Here is a 15,674-nt window from a genome sequence, read left to right on the forward strand (position 1 = left end):
CCGTGACGGGCGCGCAAGCGGCCCCTGGAGTCACCCCCCCCCCCCCCGACCGATACCCCTCAGCCGCAAAAGCTATCCGCCCGTTCCGGGCGGCGCCAAGGAGGAGGCGACCCGGCGGTCCGTTTCGCGCTCCAGCCGGTCGAGGAGTTCCGGTCCGTACCGGCAGAGAAAGGGCAGCGGGCTGAGCGTGCGCTCCTGCGGGCGCTTCCCGGGGAAGAGATTGTCCGCGGCTCGCCGGACCTGGCCCAGGCGGATGTCGAGCCGGCGGCGGGTCTCCCGGTCGACCTGCCTCGAGAGCTCGGCGGCCGCGCCGAGCATCCCCCTCCGTGTCTTCCCGACCGCGGCCCTGAGTCCGGGCACCTGTTCGCCCACGACCTGCTCGACCTCCTCCAGTCCCGACTCCGTACGCTCCCGAAGTTGGCGCAGGGCCCGTTCCAGGTTCTCGGGTCGTGCTTCCCGCGTGAGCCAGGCCACGGCCGGTTCCGCTCCCTCGGCGAGCTCCCGCGCCGAAACGCCCGTCCGGTCGAGAATCCGTCGGATGCGAGGCTCGATGAGCGTCCACGCCGTCCGCGGCTGGACGGAGGGGATCGGCACCTCGAGGGCTTCGAACAGCGGGGGCAGCTGGCTCCAGTAGGCGATCTCTCCCGGCCCGAGCACCGTGGCCGCCACCGGAAGGAGCCAGGATTCGAGCACCGGACGCGACGCGACGTTGGGCGAGAAACGGGCCGGGGATGTCTCGAGCCGATCCCGCCACGTCCCCATGCTCCCTCCCGGTCCCGACGGCGCGGCCCGAAAGCTCTCCCCCTCGCGCCTCAGGCGCCGCCGCCCCCCGCCATCGTCGAAGAAGAGCGGGAGGGCACCATCGATCTCCGCGATCGGCGCTTCGAACCCCGACTCCATGACACGTCGCGCTCCGAGATCCCCAGCTTCCAGGACCGCGCCCCAGTCCGCGAGCATGCGCCGATACAGCGGGACGGCCGCCCGTCCAAGCGCCGGCTGGGCGGAGTCGACCCATGCGTATCCCCGGTCGCCGAGGATCGCGTGCAGAAGGCGTGCGAAGGCCTGCGAGACCGTCGCCTGTTCGGAATATGCATCTCGGATCAACTTCATATAACCTGGTGTAAATTCAGATATAGGAAGTATTTCACCTATCTCATCAAGAATCGACATCATGGACGGAGAGAGTCCGTGGGATCCGACCGAACGTCGGTCGGAACCCTCCGGCACGGAGAGTGTCAGGGTCCGCGCGGCGTCCTCCCGATCGAGCAGTGTCGTGCGCCCCACCTCGGCCCAGTCGTGGTCGTCCGCGGCGATCCAGAAAAGGGGCACGACGGGGCGCTCGAGGATCCGCTCGAGGTGGGCGGCGAGCGAGATCGCGGTGAGCGTCTTGTAGATGACGTAGAAGGGTCCGAGGAGGAGGACGGGCTGGTGTCCGGTCGAGACGAAATACCCTTCCCCCCGCAGGACGGCCTCGAGACGACTTCGGGTCTCGGGTCCGGACGTCCCGAACACCTCGGGGCCGAGGCGGGCGGCCCGTGGCGGGGGTAGCCCCAGCGGGTCCAGGGCCGCGGCGCTCGGCAGCGCGATCTCGGTGCCCTCCGAGAGGGCTGCGTGAGCGAGCGAACCGGGCGTGGCCAGGCTGCGGGAATGGATTTCGGGGGTCGCTCTCGCCGGGGAACGGGTCACCGGGCGCGTCCCATCATGAGGAGGCGGGGCGAGTCGGGTCCGAACGGGGCACCGTCGTAGTTGCCGAACATATCCCGTATATCCAGGCCCCTCTCGCGCAGGAGGTCGCGCAACGTTTCGGGCGCGTAAAGCCGAACCCGCTCGTGGTAGACCTGAGGAGGTCTGCCCGTCCCGCCGCCGATCTCGATGCGTTTGAAGACCTGGTCTCCCTCCACCCAGCGCGTCTGCCGTACGGGAGTGCCGTTGACCTCTCCCACGGATTCGGGATCGAGGCGGTCCATGACCCAGGCGGCGTTCAGGTAGTCCATCAGGAACGGCGCCCCGGGCCGGAGGACGCGGCGGATCTCGCCGAGGACCTGAATGTCCTCCTCGGGCGAGAGGAAATAGCCGAACGACGTGAAAAAGTTGACGAGACCATCGAAGCATGTGTCGGCGAAGGGGAGCGCGCGCATGTCGGCGCGTACGAGGGAGCCGGCGAGGCCCGGTCGTCCGAGGGCCGCGCGCAGGAGGGGAGCGGAGAGATCGATCCCAGAGGCGCGCAGGCCGGCGGCCCGGAGCCGTCGGAGGTGGCGGCCCGCGCCGCAGGCCAGATCCAGTACCCTGGCTCCCGCGCGAAGCCCGCTACGCTCCCGGTAGAGGGCGACGCCCCGTGCGGCCTCCTCCTCATCCCGATGGGGATACAGTTCCAGGTACGCGTCACCGAACCAATCCCGGAACCACTCCGCGGGCGCGCTCATGGCCCCTTGTGGTAGGGTTCGCCCCGGAGGATCGTCGCGGCGCGATAGAGCTGCTCCGTGAGGACGAGCCGCGCCACCTCGTGCGGCAGTGTCATGGCCGAGAGGGCCAGCCGGGTCCGTGCCCGGGCGAGGAGGCGGGGGGCGAGTCCGTGCGCGCCTCCGATCGCGAAGCTGGCTCCGGGACGTCCATAGGTGCGCATCGCATCCAGGTAATCGGCGAGTCTCCGCGTCGACCACGGCTCTCCTTCCCGTGTCAGCGCGACGAACTCCAGGTCGTCCGGCAGGCGGCGCTCGAGCGCGGCGGCTTCCCGCTCGCGCGCGTCCCCGGCGCGGGCATCCGGCAGGCGGGCCGGCTCTACGAGGACGCTATCGAACCTGACGTAACGCCGCAGGCGCGCCTCGTACTCCTCCGTCGCGCGGAGGATCGCGGAAGCGCGCTTGCGTCCGACGGAAGCCACGAGGATCCTCGTCACGCTCCGCCTCCCGGGTCGTCGGCCCTCCGGCCCCATGCCGCCGCGTGGAGAATCAGGCCTCTCACCTCCTCCCATCCCCTACCCTTCCAGGTCAGCGTTTCCGGGAGGACCCAGATCGGCAGGTCGGGGCCAAGGAAGGGCCCGAGCCGGGCGAGGTCCTTCCGTGTGGTCAGTACGCCTCCCCGCCCCGCCGCCGCGGCGAGGCGCTCCCGACCGCCCGGCGCGGGCGCGCGGTGATCCCCGAGGGGGATTCCCTCCCGGACCGACCCGCAGCGAGCGCCGGCCTGCGCGAAGAAGAGATTGGGCTTCATGATTCCGGTCAAGGCGAGCCGGGGAGCCGGCGGCCCGACCCACGCGAGCGCACCGGCATTCGACGGGCGCGGGGGTCCCGCCTCGAACACCGCGCTGGCGATCGGGGTCCCGATCCCCCGCCTCCGGAGTCGGGCGCGGAGTCGCCGTTCGAAGTCCGCCACCTCAAGGGTCCACGGCTCCCGCCCCGTGGAGATGATCGCGTCGGCGCGGGCGGCCGCCCACGTCCAGCGTTCCCGGAACGGACCCGCGGGCAGCCGGGACCCGTTCGTGCGGCGCAGCGCGTCGCGATCGACGAGAAGAAGGTTGAAGTCGCGGCGGAGGCGCCGGTGCTGGAATCCGTCGTCGAGGATCGTGACGGTGGCCCCCTCCGCGGCGGCGCGCCGGGCCGAGCGCACCCGGTCCGGGTGTCCCCACACGTGGGCTGCCGGCGCTTCGAGGGCGAGCAGTTCGAGTTCGTCGGCAAAGCCGCGAGCGAGGATGGCGGGGCGGTGACCTTCGGCCGCCAGCAGGCGTGCGAGGAGGGCGGCGACGGGCGTCTTGCCGCTCCCCCCCGCCGTCACGCCGCCGACGGAGATCACCGGGAGGCCGGCGGCGTGCGTCCTGAGCAGACCGCTGTCGTAGAGGCCGTGGCGCGCGTCGTGGATGAGTCCGTACGCGCCCGCGACCACCCGTAGCGGCGGCGACGGGCGGGTGCGTCTCCATTGGTTACGGACCAGGCGCTCAGAGGCCCTCCGCAGCCCGGGCGCCCCGCTCACCGGCCGGCGCCTCGGCTGCGGGCTCGCGGACCAGCGTACGCCGCGCGCCGGCCTGCGGCGCACGATCGCGGGCGGGCGGGCCCAGCGGGCCTCCCGGGCCGCCTGCTCGCAGCGGGCCACCTCGCGCGCGAGCGCGGCTTCGATGTCGGCTGTGACGATCGGACCGGCGGCGCGTCTCGGACGCACGGACCCCAGCGAGACGAAGACGGTGGCACCCGGGGCCGGGATCAGGAAGCGATCCCAGGTGGAGAGCCGCCAGCCCGCCGAGGCCGCGACCCCGACCGCCGTCACGGCCCCCCGGGCGTGGGCGGCGAGACGGGCGCCGCCGTCCTTGAACGAGCGCCGGGGGCCGCGCGGACCATCTCCCGTGAGGATGACGCCACGCCCCTCCTTGTAGGAGCGCGCCAGGTGCCGAAAGCCGGCCTGGCCGCCCCGCGTGCTCGACCCCCGGGCCACCTCGTAGCCGAGCCCGCCCAGGATCCGCGAGACGATCTCGCCGTCGCGGTCCCGGCTTGCGAGCGTCGCCAGATCCTGGTCGGCGAAGAGCCATGCAAGCGGCAGGAGGTGCTCGTGCCAGCAGGCATGGACCGCGCGCGCCAGGATCGGACGGCAGGGTCGCGCGGGATCGTCCGGGTACCGGAAGCGCCAGGTGCGGCACAGGGGCAGGGCGATCCGCAGGATCCGGACCGCGACGCCGACGGGGATGCGCCGGGCGCTCACGCGAGGAGCTCGATCGCTCTCGCGGCGACCCGGGCCGCGCAGCCGGGCTCGCCGAGCCGGTCCCGCAGCGCCGCGAAGCCCCGCAGCATGGCCCGGCGCTCCGGGGAGGCCTCCTCGAGAAGGGGCTCGAGCGCGGACGCCATGCGTCCCGGGGTCAGCCGGTCCTGCAGCAGTTCCGGGACGACGCGAGCCCCGGTCACGAGGTTGACCAGCACGATCGAGGGAACCCGCACCAGCCGACGACCGATGGCCCATTCCAGCCGCGTCGTTCGGTACCCCACGACCATGGGTATCCCCGCGAGCGCGAGTTCGAGCGTGATCGTCCCCGACTTCGTGATCGCCGCCGTGGCCTGTCCCAGCACGTCCTCCGGGCTCGCGGTGGGAAACCTGCTCCCCTCGTAGAGCGTCTTGGGCAGGTGAGGCGGCCGCGCCACCCGGACCTCGAGGCCGGTGTGACGGCGGGCGAGCCGGCGCGCGGCCTCCGTGAAGACGGGAAGCATGAATCGTACCTCCTGGGCGCGGGACCCCGGGAAGAGTCCGATCACCCGTTCGCCGGCGGCTGGAGGCGGACGGCGGGCGGACTCGCGTGCGTCGAGCAGCGGGTGCCCGACGAACTCCGCGTCCACGCCATATTCCTCCAGGAGGTCCGCCTCGAACGGGAGCACCGTCAGGACCCGGTCACAGTCGCGTGCGAGACGGCGCGCCCTTCCCTGTCGCCACGCCCACACCTGCGGGGCGATGAAATAGAGCACGCGACGCCCCTGCCGCCGCGCGGCCCGCGCCAGACGCAGGTTCAACCCCGGGTAATCGATGGGCAGGAAGAGCCCGACCCCCTCGGCGGCGAAGAAGCGCCGGATCCGGCGCTCCAGTCCGAGCAGGAAGGGCAGCCGCCGGAGGACCTCCGCCCCCCCCATGACCGACAGCGCTTCCAGGCCGGCGAGGCGCGCCACCCCCGCGGCCTCCATCTCGCGCCCCCCGATCCCGAACAGCCTCGCGCCGGGCAGCCCCGCCCGGATCGCGCGTGCGACCGCCGCCCCATGCCGATCTCCCGAGGCCTCACCGGCCGAGATGAAGATCGCCGGTTCCGGGCTCGGAGCGGGGCTCAGGAGAACCGGCCAAGATAGACCATCAGCATGAACACGAGCGCGAGGAGGACGAGGAGGACGATGGTCTTCGGCCCTCGCTTGACCGCGCTCCCGAGCTTCTTCCGCTCCTCACGAATCTTGATCAACGACATGTACGAACTCCTCGATCTCGCGGGTGATCCGGGTCGCGACTTCGAGCGCTTCCCGCCCCGCATACCCCGAAACCAGCCGGGTCGGTCGCCCGGCGATCGCATCGGCGAAGGCGTCGAGTTCCCGCGCCAGCGGTTCCCCCGGAGGGGCCTCCAGCGGGATGGGCTCGACGAGGTTCTCGACTCCGGCGATGCGCCCCACCGTTCGCGGGTCGCGACGCCGGTAGTGGTGCCCGGTTCCCTCCGCGAGGTCCAAGCTGAAGTACCCGGATCGCTGGAACAACCGCAGCTGGCGGATCGTCCTGAAGGAGACCCGGCTGGCGGTGATGTTCGCCACCGTTCCGTCCTCGAAGGAGAGCCGGGCGTTGGCGAGGTCGATCCATGGGGAGATGACCGACACGCCCACCGCCCGCACGTCCGCCAGCGGGGTCCGGGCCAGCGCGAGGACCAGATCGATGTCGTGGATCATGAGATCCAGGACCACCGTGACGTCGGCGCCCCGGGGCTGAAAGGGGGCCATGCGCAGCGACTCGATGAACCGGGGCCGGTCGAGGAAGGGTTCGGCGGCCTGCAGGACCCCGTTGAAGCGTTCGACATGTCCCACGCCGAGGACGACCCCCGTTTCGTTCGCGAGCCGGACGATCTCGTCCGCCTCCTCGAGCGTCGACGCAAGCGGCTTCTCGACGAGCGCGTGACATCCGGCCGCGATGGCCGCGACCGCCGCCGCGTGGTGCGCCGCCGTCGGCACCGCGATGACGACCGCTTCGGCGCGGGCGTGCAGGTCCGCCGCGTCGGGGAACGCCGGCACGGAGAGGGCGGCCGCGACCTCCTCCGCCCGCGAACGCGCCCGATCATGAACCCCGACCAGTTCGAAGGCGGGGCTCCCCGCAAGGAGCCGGGCGTGCGCCGCGCCGAGACGCCCCACGCCCACTACGCCGGCGGGGATCGGATTCATGCGGCTCCGGGTGGCGGCTCCCGCCCCTCCGGCGGCGCATCCCCTACCGGGCGGGACCGCGCCGGTGTGATCCCCCGCCCCGCGTCGCGGATGAAGGCGACGAGTTCACGAACCTCCGGCGTCTCCTCCTCGCCCCCCAGCCGGTCGAGGATCACCCGGAGCGGAGCGGCGGAGCGGAAAATCTCCCGATAGGCCCCCTGCAGGGCACGGATCGCCTCCGGCTCGAACCCCCGGCGTTCGAGCCCGATCCGGTTGATGCCGCAGGTGCGGGTCGTGGGGCTCCCGCGCACGAGTGTGTAGGGCGCCACGTCGCGCACGAGCCGCGCGCCGCCGCCCACCATCGCGTGCCGGCCGATCCGGGTAAACTGCTGAATCCCGGTCAGCCCGCCCATGATCGCCCACTCCCCGATCTCGACGTGCCCCGCCATGGTGACGCCGTTGGCGAGGACCACGTGGTCTCCCACGCGGCAGTCGTGCGCGATGTGCACGTAGGCCATCACGAGCGTATCGGCCCCCACCGCGGTGAGGCCGCTCGCCGCGGTGCCCCGATTCACCGTCGTGAACTCGCGCACGACAGTGCGGGGGCCGATCTCCAGGAACGTCCGCTCGCCCGCGTACTTCAGGTCCTGAGGGTCCGAGCCCAGGACCGCCCCCTTGGCGACCCGCACTTCATCGGCCACCCTCGTGTCTCGCTCGATCAGCACGTGGGGACCGATCCGTACCCGCTCGCCGATCTCGACGCCGGGCCCGATGACCGAGTACGGCCCGATCGTCGCGCTGGGCGCGATACGCGCCGCGTCGTCGATGACCGCGGTCGCGTGCCACCCGGGAGCGTGGCCGGCCGACGTCACCGATCCATGATCTGGCCGAGGATCGTCGCTTCGGCCACGACCTTGCCGTCCACCCTCGCCACGCCCTTGAGCCGGCCGCGGCGCCCCCGTACCTGCAGCAGTTCGAGTTCGAGCCGGAGCTGGTCTCCGGGAACGACGGGTCTCCGGAACTTCACGTCGTCCACGGCGAGGAAGTAGATGACCTTCTCCTCCGGGTCTTCGAGTCCGCCCATGAGCAGGAGTCCGCCACACTGGGCCAGCGCCTCGACGATGAGTACCCCCGGCATGACTGGGCGGCCCGGGAAGTGCCCCGCGAAGAAAGGTTCGTTGGCGCTCACGTTCTTGAGACCGACGATGCGTTTCCCCGGTTCGATTTCGAGCACGCGATCCACGAGGAGCATCGGATAGCGGTGCGGGAGGACCTTCAGGATATCGGTGACGTCCATCACCCACTCTCGTTCTGCCCCGAGCCGGCTCCTCAGCCGGCGGGCGAGTTCAAGATTGCCGCGGTGTCCCGGGCGTTCCGAGATCACATGACATTGCAGTCTCGCGCCGACGAGGGCGAGATCGCCGACGATGTCGAGGATCTTGTGGCGAACGAACTCGTCCGGAAAGCGGAGTTCCTGATCGGCTTCCAGTCCCTCCGAGGAGAGGACGAGCGTGTTCTCCGGTGTCGCCCCCAGCGCGAGTCCCCGCTCGTGGAGCTCTTCGCGCCAGGCCGACAGGCCGAAGGTGCGTGCCCCCGCGATCTCCCGCACGAACTCCTCGCGGGTCAGCCGCACGCTCGCGAACTGCCGGCCGATGAGGGGATGGTCGAAGTCGATCGTCGCGGACACGCGACACGATCTGGCGGGGAGGACATCGTATCGCGCCTCGCCCACCCGGAGGCGGAACGGCTGGTCCACGCGCAAGCGCGGCGCCGCCGCCTTCTGGGCGACTTCTCCGGCTTCCAGCAGCCGCCGGCACCACGGAGCCGCACTCCCGTCCAGCGCGGGGGGCTCCGGCCCCGAGACGTCGATCCGAAGGTTGTCGAGGCCGAGGCCGTGCGCCGCGGAGAGCACGTGCTCGACGGTCCGCACGATGGCCTCGCCACGGCGAAGGGCCGTCTCGCGGTAGACCGAATCCACCGCGTCGACCGTGGCGGGGAGTTCGGGCGCGCCGGGGAGGTCCGTGCGCCGGAAGCGGAGGCCCGTGTCTTCGGGGGCGGGATGGAGCGTGACGACCGAGGCCTCGCCCGTATGCAGGCCGTAACCGCGGACCTCTACGGGGCGCGCGATCGTCCGCTGTCGCGCCGTCAAGCCGTCCCGTCTTCCGCCGGGTCCTGCCTCCCCGACCGACCGAGGCCGAGCCGCCGCTCCAGGCGGGAGACCCTTCGCAGAAGTTCGGGGAGCCTTCGCGTGTGGGCGGCCGCCTTCATCCACGCCCGCTGCGGCTGCGCGGGCGTCCCCCCGTGGGCCGCACCGGCGGGCACGTCGCGCATCACCCCGGCCTGGGCCGCGATTCGCGATCCCGGCCCGATCGTGAGGTGTCCGGCGATCCCCGCCTGGCCGCCCAGCTGCGCGCCCGCGCCGATGGCGGTGCTGCCCGCGATGCCCACCTGGGCGGTGATGAGGCAGTCACGCCCGATGCGGACGTTGTGGGCCACATGGACGAGGTTGTCCAGCTTGGTCCGGTCGCCGATCCGGGTCTCGTCGAGCGCGCCCCGGTCGATCGTGCAGTTCGCCCCGATCTCCACGTCATCGCCGATCACGCAGCCGCCGATGTGCGGAATCTTGTGCGCCCCCTCCGGCCCGGCCGCGTACCCGAAGCCGTCCGTTCCGATGCGGGCGCCCGCGTGCACGCGGGCGCGGTCGCCGATCTCGACGTCGTGCAGGATGGAGACGGCGTGGCCGATCCGGCACTCGGCCCCGAGGCGGGCACCGCGCCCGATCAGCGTGCCGGGCCCCACCCGCGTCCCCCGGCCGATGCGTGCCCCGGCCTCGACGATCACGCCCCGCCCCAGCGACACGCCCTCTCCGATCCGCGCGCCCCTTCCGATCCGCGCCGACGGGTGCACGCCGGTCGGTGGCTCCCGCTCCGGGTGGAACAGCGGCACGACCCTGGCGAAGGCGAACTCCGGGTCATCGACCGTCAACACGCTGAACGCGACACCCGACACGTCGAAGCCGGGCGGGGCGAGGACCGCCCCGGCCCCCGTCTCGCCGACCGCGCTCCGCATCGCTTCCCGGGCGAAGAAGGTGAGATCCTCCGGGCCCGCGGCGCCCAGCGAGGCGACCCCGCTCAGGGATCGGTCCGGGTTGCCCGAGACCGTCGCCCCCACGCGCAGCGCAAGTTCGGAGACGGTGAAGGACGGCATGCGAAAGGCGCCCCGTTCGGCGGATCCGGGAGGGGGGCCGGCAGGCCCCGGCCCGCTAGCCGCCGGACGTTGAGGCGGCGCCGCCGGGGTCGATCCCGAGACGCTCGAGCACGGCGTGGGTGATGTCGAGCGTGGCGTCCGCCGCCACCACGCCGGACTCGGTCATGTCGAGCACGATCGAGTAGCTCCACTCGGCGCGGATTTCGTCGATCACGGCGGTCACCCGTTCGAGAATCGGCGCCAGGAGTTCCGCGCGGCGCCGATCCAGCTCCACCTGCATTTCCTGCTGTCTCGTCGCGGCCTGCTGCTGCCTGTCGCGGATCTCCTGCTCCTTTTGCTGGCGTCCCGCCGGGTCGAGCAACGACTGCTGCTGCTGGTACGCCGCGATCAGGGAGTCGATCTCCACCGCGAAGGATTGAAGCTCGCTGTCGAACTCGGCGGAAATGCGCTCGTACGCGACCGCCGCCGAATCGGCGCCAGGCGCGACGGGGAGGATCGCCGTCGTGTTCACGAACACGACGGGCGTCCCCTGCGGGGGAAGCGGGGCGGCCTCCGGCAGGGACGCCGCCCCCGCCTGTTCCTGCGCCGCAAGAGGCGCCGCGGCCAGCACGCCGAGCGCCAGCGCGCGGCCCAGCCCGGCGCCCGCACCCCTGTGGATCCAGTGCATATCAAATATCCCTTTTCGTATCTCTTCCCGGTTCAGAACACACGTCCGAACTTGAAGTGCAGTTGCCAACCCGGATTCGGCCGCCCCAGCACATCCCGGCGGTCGAAGCCGTATGCGTAGTCGAGCCCCAGCGGTCCGAACGGTGTCACCAGGCTCGCCCCGATCCCCGCTCCCACGAGCAGGTCCGTCGGGTTCAGCTGGCTCGCGTCCAGCCACACGTTCCCCGCATCCAGGAAAGCGCTGGTGAAGATGTTGCTCGTGAGCTTGATCCCGAAAGTCACGCCCGTACGGAAGAAGGATTCCCCCACCCGGTCGAGATCGCTGAACGGCGCGTCGTCGGGGATGTGTCCGGCCGGCGTGACGGATGCCTCATCGTACCCTCGTAACTGGATGCCCGCCTGGGTGCCCCCGACGTAGTACCGCTCCGTGAAGAACGGATTCCGGCCCAGGATGAGGCCCGTCTCGAAGCTGAGGCCGAAGGTGAGCTCGATGGGTGGGCTCGTGCTTCCCGGCCCGCCGCCGATCCGGCCCACGGGGACGAACCACTCACTCGTGAGGTCGATCTTCTGATAGTTCCCGTCCCCCCCCAGGATGCCGCCCGTCTGGCGGAACGCGAACTGGTTCCGGGCCCCGCTCGTCGGGAAGATCGGGTTGTTCCGGCTGTCCTGGACGAGACGCCAGGAGAGCGCCGAGCGGGTTCCGGAGAAGAGCGAGAAGCGCCGCCCGATCACGTTCGTCGTATCGAGCCCCCGCACCTCGTCGTCAAAGAGCGAGTAGCCCATGAACACGCGCGTCGACCGCAGCCCGAAGATCGGCGTGCCGACCTCCGTGAGGCCGCCCGTCTGGCGGCGGTCGCCGAGGCTGAACCCGGTGAACTGGTCTCTCGAATTCCGCAGCGAAATCATTCCTGAATAATGGCTCCCGAGCACCTCCGGATCGGAATAGCTGATGTCGAGATCCTGCTGCCGGCGCCCGAAGATCCAGCGGAAACCTCCCGTCTTCGCGAGCCCGAACAGGTTGGGCTGCGAATATCCGATAAACCCCGCGAGGCCGGTGAATCCCGAGGCGGTGATCCCGAAATTCATCGTCCCCGTCTGCTTCTCCTGGACCCGAAGCGAGATGTCGATGTCCCCGTCCGGGCGCGGGCGGATGTTGATCGCCTCGTCCGGTGGAAGCGGCTCGAAGAAGTTCAGCCCCTGAATCGCCTGGAACGACTGGATCAGGCGTTCCTGCGAGTACACGTCGCCGGGGAAGATGTAGAGGCGGTTGCGGATCACCCGGTCGTGAGTGGCCGTGTTCCCCTCGATCGAGATCTCCCGGATGTAGCTGCGGGGGCCCTCGTCGATGAAGAGGTGGGCCGTGACTCGCGGCTGCTCGCCTTCGGTCACCGCGACGCGACGCACGTCCGGTGTGATCCGCGAGGAGAGGTAGCCGTTGTTCCGGTACATGTCCCCGAGATCGCCCGGCGAGGCGTAGAAGGCCGTGAAGTTGAACGGGGGCTCGGCTTCGCCGTCCCGGGGCCGGGGCTGGCCGCGACGTACGATCGGCTCGATGGCCGCGAGCGGGAAGGCCCGGTTCCCGGTGATCCGCAGGTCCTCGAGAAGGTACTGTTCCCCCTCGCGCACCCGGATCTGGATGCGCCCCTTTCCGGTCAAGCGGTCCGAGATGATCGTATCCCCGAGGACCTCGAAGTCGAGATAACCGTTCGAGGCGTAGAATTGCGGCAGCCGCTCGGTCAGGTCGCGCCGGAACTCGTTCCTCTTGAGCTCTCCCGAATCGAACCAGAAGAACCCCTCCTCATCCGTCGCCATCGCCGCGCGCAATTCGGCGTCCGAGAAGGCGTCGTTCCCCTCGAAGGTGATCGCGGTGACGCCGAGTCGCGGGCCTTCGTCGACAGCGAACACGACGAGGAAATCCGGAGGAAAGGCCGGGTCGGGGCGAATGAGCGTGTCCACGCTCGCCGTCGGGAACCCCTCGTTCGAGAGGAGTTCGAGCATGGTGGCGCGCGCAAGCGAGATCCTGTGCGGATCCAGCGGACTGTTGTGCGCGAGGCCGACCGTGTCGCGGATGACGTCCTCACCGACCCTCTCCAGCCCCCGGAATACGTACTGCGTGATGTAGGGCCGCTCCTCGACGCCGATGTAGAACACGCCCTGCTCCGGGTCCGCGGAATCCGTCACGCCGACGACGACGTCCGAGAAATCCCCCGAACTGAACAGGCGCCGGATCGCGTCCTGGATCTGCGGCTGGCGGACGATGTTGCCCGGGCGCAGGCCGCTGCGGGTGATGATGACGTTCGCCGTGTGTCGCCGGTTCCCGACGACCACGACCGAGTCGACCCGGACGGAGAACTGGTCGAGATTCGTCTCCTGCGCGGCGCCGGGCTCGGCCCCGCCGGCGGTGAGGAGCGCCCCGAGCAGCGCCAGCCCGCTCGTCATGCCGGCGGGCGGCGGGCGCCAATTCATGTCGCCGAGGACGGTGTGGGCGCGCCGAACACGAGGGCGTCCTCGTCGGCGGTGACGTCCACCGAGATCCGGTCTCCGGCCTCGAAATCGGCCATCAGGATCCGCTCCGAGAGAGCGTCCTCGACATGTCGCTGGATCGTCCGCTTGAGGGGCCGCGCGCCGAACTTCTCGTCGTAGCCTCGGTCGACGAGGAAACGGACGGCCGCATCGCTCAGGTCGAGGCTGAGGCCCTCCTCCGCGAGGCGCTTCTGGACCTCGCGGAGCTGGATGTGGACGATCTTGCCCAGCTGTTCCTTGCTCAGCGGATGGAAGACGATCGTCTCTCCCACGCGGTTCAGGAACTCCGGGGTGAAGACGCGGTTGATCTCGTCCGAGACCCGGTCCTTGATCCGGCCGTAGTCGAACCCGGGGGAGTCGTCGGTGAAGCCCACGCGGGTGGAGGTGCCGATGTCCCGGCTCCCCACGTTCGAGGTCATGATGACGACGGTGTTCTTGAAATCGATCACACGACCGTAGTTGTCGGTGAGGCGGCCTTCGTCGAGGACCTGGAGGAGGATGTTGAACACGTCCGGGTGCGCCTTCTCGATCTCGTCGAGCAGGACCACGCTGTATGGACGTCTGCGGATCGTCTTGGTCAGCGAGCCCGAATCCTCGTATCCGACGTAGCCGGGGGGGGCGCCGATGAGCCGGCTGACGGAGAACTTCTCCATGTACTCCGACATGTCCACCCGCACGAGCGCGGAGTCGTCCGCGAACAGAAATCGTGCCAGCGCGCGGGCGAGTTCGGTCTTCCCGACCCCGGTCGGTCCGCAGAAGATGAAGCTGCCGATGGGGCGGTTCGGGTCCTTGAGGCCGGCACGACCGCGCCGGATCGCGCGGCTGACGGCCTCGATCGCTTCATCCTGGCCGACGACGCTCTCGTGGAGCTCGTCCTCCATGCGAAGCAGGCGCTCCGTCTCGGCCTCCTTCAGCCGCGTCACGGGGATTCCCGTCCACCGCCCGACGATGAAAGCGATTTCGTCTTCCCCGACGGTGGGACGGAACTCGGCCTGCGTGCGCTCCCATTCGTCCCGCCGGCGCTTGATCTCTTCCTGGATCTCCTTCTCGCGGTCGCGCAGGTAGGCCGCGCGCTCGAAGTCCTGGTCGCTGATCGCGGCGTCCTTCCACATGGCGAGTTCCTCGAGCTTCGTCTGGAACTCCTTCATCTCGGCGGGCGGCACCTGCGCCGCGAGTCTCAAGCGGGCGCCGGCTTCGTCGATCACGTCGATCGCCTTGTCCGGGAGGAAGCGATCCGTGATGTAGCGCTCGGCCAGCCGGGCGGCCGCGAGAAGCGACGCGTCAGGCATCTCGACCTTGTGGTGGTCCTCGTAGTACTTCCGCAGGCCCTGGAGGATCTCGAACGTCTCGTCGATCGTCGGCGCCTCGACGATCACGGTCTGGAAGCGACGCTCCAGCGCCCCGTCCTTCTCGATGTACTTGCGGTACTCGTTGAGCGTGGAGGCGCCCACGCACTGGAGTTCGCCCCGGGCGAGGGCGGGTTTGAGCATGCTCGAGGCGTCGATCGCGCCCTCGGCGGCGCCGGCGCCCACGAGCGTGTGCAACTCGTCGATGAACAGCATGACGCTGCGGGCCTGGGACGTCTCGTTGACGATCGCCTTGAGCCGTTCCTCGAACTGTCCCCGGTACTTCGTCCCCGCGATCACCGCCGCCATGTCGAGCGCCAGCACGCGATGCCGCTTGAGGCTGTCGGGCACGTCGCCGCGCACGATCGCCTGGGCGAGGCCCTCGACGATCGCGGTCTTCCCGACCCCCGGTTCCCCGATGAGCACGGGATTGTTCTTCTTGCGTCGCGAGAGCACCTCCATCATGCGCTCGATCTCGCCCAGCCTGCCGATCGTGGGATCGAGCTTTCCCTGCCTCGCGAGTTCCGTGAGGTCGCGGCAGAAGTGGTCGAGCGCCGGCGTCTTGGACTTCCGTTCGCCCTTGGTGCCCTTGCTGGCCGGGTCTGTCACCGAGGCCGCCGTCGACGTGCCCCCGGCCGGCATATCGGTGCCCAGGAGCTTGAGCGTCTCGGTGCGAGCGCTGTCCAGACCGATGCCGGCTTCACCGAGGACCCGGGCCGCCAGACCCTTCTCCTGCCTCAGGAGACCGAGCAGAAGGTGCTCCGTGCCCACGTAGCTGTGATTGAGTTCCTTCGCCTCGGCCATCGCGTGCTCGAGCACCTTCTTGGCGCGCGTCGTGTAGGGAAGTTCGCCGATGGATGAAGCGGTCTTCCCGGGGCGGACGTTCTCCTCAACGAGCTTGCTCAACTCGTCCAGGTCCGCCGCGAGGTTGGCGAGCACCGCCGCGGCGACGCCCTCCCCCTCACGGATGAGGCCGAGCAGGATGTGTTCGGTCCCCACGTAGTCGTGCTTGAGGCGGATCGCCTCTTCGCGCGCCATCGCGAGCACCTTCCGAACGCGGTCGGTGAAGTTGTAGTTCATC

13 protein-coding genes are annotated in these 15,674 nt (G+C 70.3%); all 13 read right to left on the reverse strand.

The genetic code is table 11. The annotated features are described in order from the left end of the window. Positions 1–72 precede the first annotated feature (72 nt). From bshC to ACPXY0_RS06850, 13 genes are read right to left on the reverse strand one after another with little or no spacing between them, the layout of a single operon-like run. Positions 73–1,686 (reverse strand): bacillithiol biosynthesis cysteine-adding enzyme BshC, encoded by a 1,614-nt coding sequence (bshC, locus tag ACPXY0_RS06790; RefSeq protein ID WP_423929666.1) that lies wholly within the window; start codon positions 1,684–1,686, stop codon positions 73–75. Further along, on the reverse strand, positions 1,683–2,423 hold the full coding sequence (locus ACPXY0_RS06795) for a class I SAM-dependent methyltransferase (RefSeq protein ID WP_423929668.1): 741 nt from the start codon (positions 2,421–2,423) through the stop codon (positions 1,683–1,685). Before ACPXY0_RS06795 ends, bshC begins: the two co-directional genes overlap by 4 nt. Then, on the reverse strand, positions 2,420–2,896 hold the full coding sequence (locus tag ACPXY0_RS06800) for a 23S rRNA (pseudouridine(1915)-N(3))-methyltransferase RlmH (protein ID WP_423929670.1): 477 nt from the start codon (positions 2,894–2,896) through the stop codon (positions 2,420–2,422). Before ACPXY0_RS06800 ends, ACPXY0_RS06795 begins: the two co-directional genes overlap by 4 nt. After that, positions 2,893–4,683, reverse strand: a complete 1,791-nt coding sequence (locus ACPXY0_RS06805; RefSeq protein ID WP_423929672.1) for a tetraacyldisaccharide 4'-kinase — start codon at positions 4,681–4,683, stop codon at positions 2,893–2,895. Before ACPXY0_RS06805 ends, ACPXY0_RS06800 begins: the two co-directional genes overlap by 4 nt. Further along, the gene (locus ACPXY0_RS06810) at positions 4,680–5,789 is read right to left on the reverse strand and encodes a lipid-A-disaccharide synthase (RefSeq protein WP_423930592.1); all 1,110 of its coding nucleotides are present in this window, start codon (positions 5,787–5,789) and stop codon (positions 4,680–4,682) included. Before ACPXY0_RS06810 ends, ACPXY0_RS06805 begins: the two co-directional genes overlap by 4 nt. Further along, the gene (locus ACPXY0_RS06815) at positions 5,786–5,914 is read right to left on the reverse strand and encodes a hypothetical protein (RefSeq protein WP_419935538.1); all 129 of its coding nucleotides are present in this window, start codon (positions 5,912–5,914) and stop codon (positions 5,786–5,788) included. Before ACPXY0_RS06815 ends, ACPXY0_RS06810 begins: the two co-directional genes overlap by 4 nt. Then, positions 5,898–6,872, reverse strand: a complete 975-nt coding sequence (locus tag ACPXY0_RS06820) for a Gfo/Idh/MocA family protein (RefSeq protein WP_423929674.1) — start codon at positions 6,870–6,872, stop codon at positions 5,898–5,900. The genes ACPXY0_RS06815 and ACPXY0_RS06820 overlap by 17 nt, the downstream gene beginning before the upstream one ends. Continuing rightward, positions 6,869–7,723: an acyl-ACP--UDP-N-acetylglucosamine O-acyltransferase gene (lpxA, locus tag ACPXY0_RS06825; protein ID WP_423929676.1), complete on the reverse strand. Its 855-nt coding sequence runs from the start codon at positions 7,721–7,723 to the stop codon at positions 6,869–6,871. The genes ACPXY0_RS06820 and lpxA overlap by 4 nt, the downstream gene beginning before the upstream one ends. Beyond that, positions 7,720–9,000, reverse strand: a complete 1,281-nt coding sequence (lpxC, locus tag ACPXY0_RS06830; protein WP_423929678.1) for a UDP-3-O-acyl-N-acetylglucosamine deacetylase — start codon at positions 8,998–9,000, stop codon at positions 7,720–7,722. The genes lpxA and lpxC overlap by 4 nt, the downstream gene beginning before the upstream one ends. Beyond that, positions 8,997–10,058, reverse strand: coding sequence for a UDP-3-O-(3-hydroxymyristoyl)glucosamine N-acyltransferase (gene lpxD / locus ACPXY0_RS06835; RefSeq protein WP_423929680.1), 1,062 nt, complete (start codon positions 10,056–10,058; stop codon positions 8,997–8,999). Before lpxD ends, lpxC begins: the two co-directional genes overlap by 4 nt. Positions 10,059–10,113: 55 nt before the next feature. Further along, complete coding sequence (locus ACPXY0_RS06840; protein WP_423929682.1) at positions 10,114–10,725, reverse strand: OmpH family outer membrane protein; 612 nt, start codon at positions 10,723–10,725, stop codon at positions 10,114–10,116. Between the two features lie 32 nt (positions 10,726–10,757). Continuing rightward, the gene (gene bamA, locus ACPXY0_RS06845; protein ID WP_423929684.1) at positions 10,758–13,190 is read right to left on the reverse strand and encodes an outer membrane protein assembly factor BamA; all 2,433 of its coding nucleotides are present in this window, start codon (positions 13,188–13,190) and stop codon (positions 10,758–10,760) included. After that, a complete protein-coding gene (locus tag ACPXY0_RS06850; RefSeq protein WP_423929686.1) occupies positions 13,187–15,673 on the reverse strand; it encodes an ATP-dependent Clp protease ATP-binding subunit in 2,487 nt (828 codons plus the stop codon). The genes bamA and ACPXY0_RS06850 overlap by 4 nt, the downstream gene beginning before the upstream one ends. Position 15,674: the final 1 nt, after the last annotated feature.

It is taken from the genome of Candidatus Palauibacter sp. (assembly GCF_965237495.1).
Lineage (GTDB): Bacteria > Gemmatimonadota > Gemmatimonadetes > Palauibacterales > Palauibacteraceae > Palauibacter.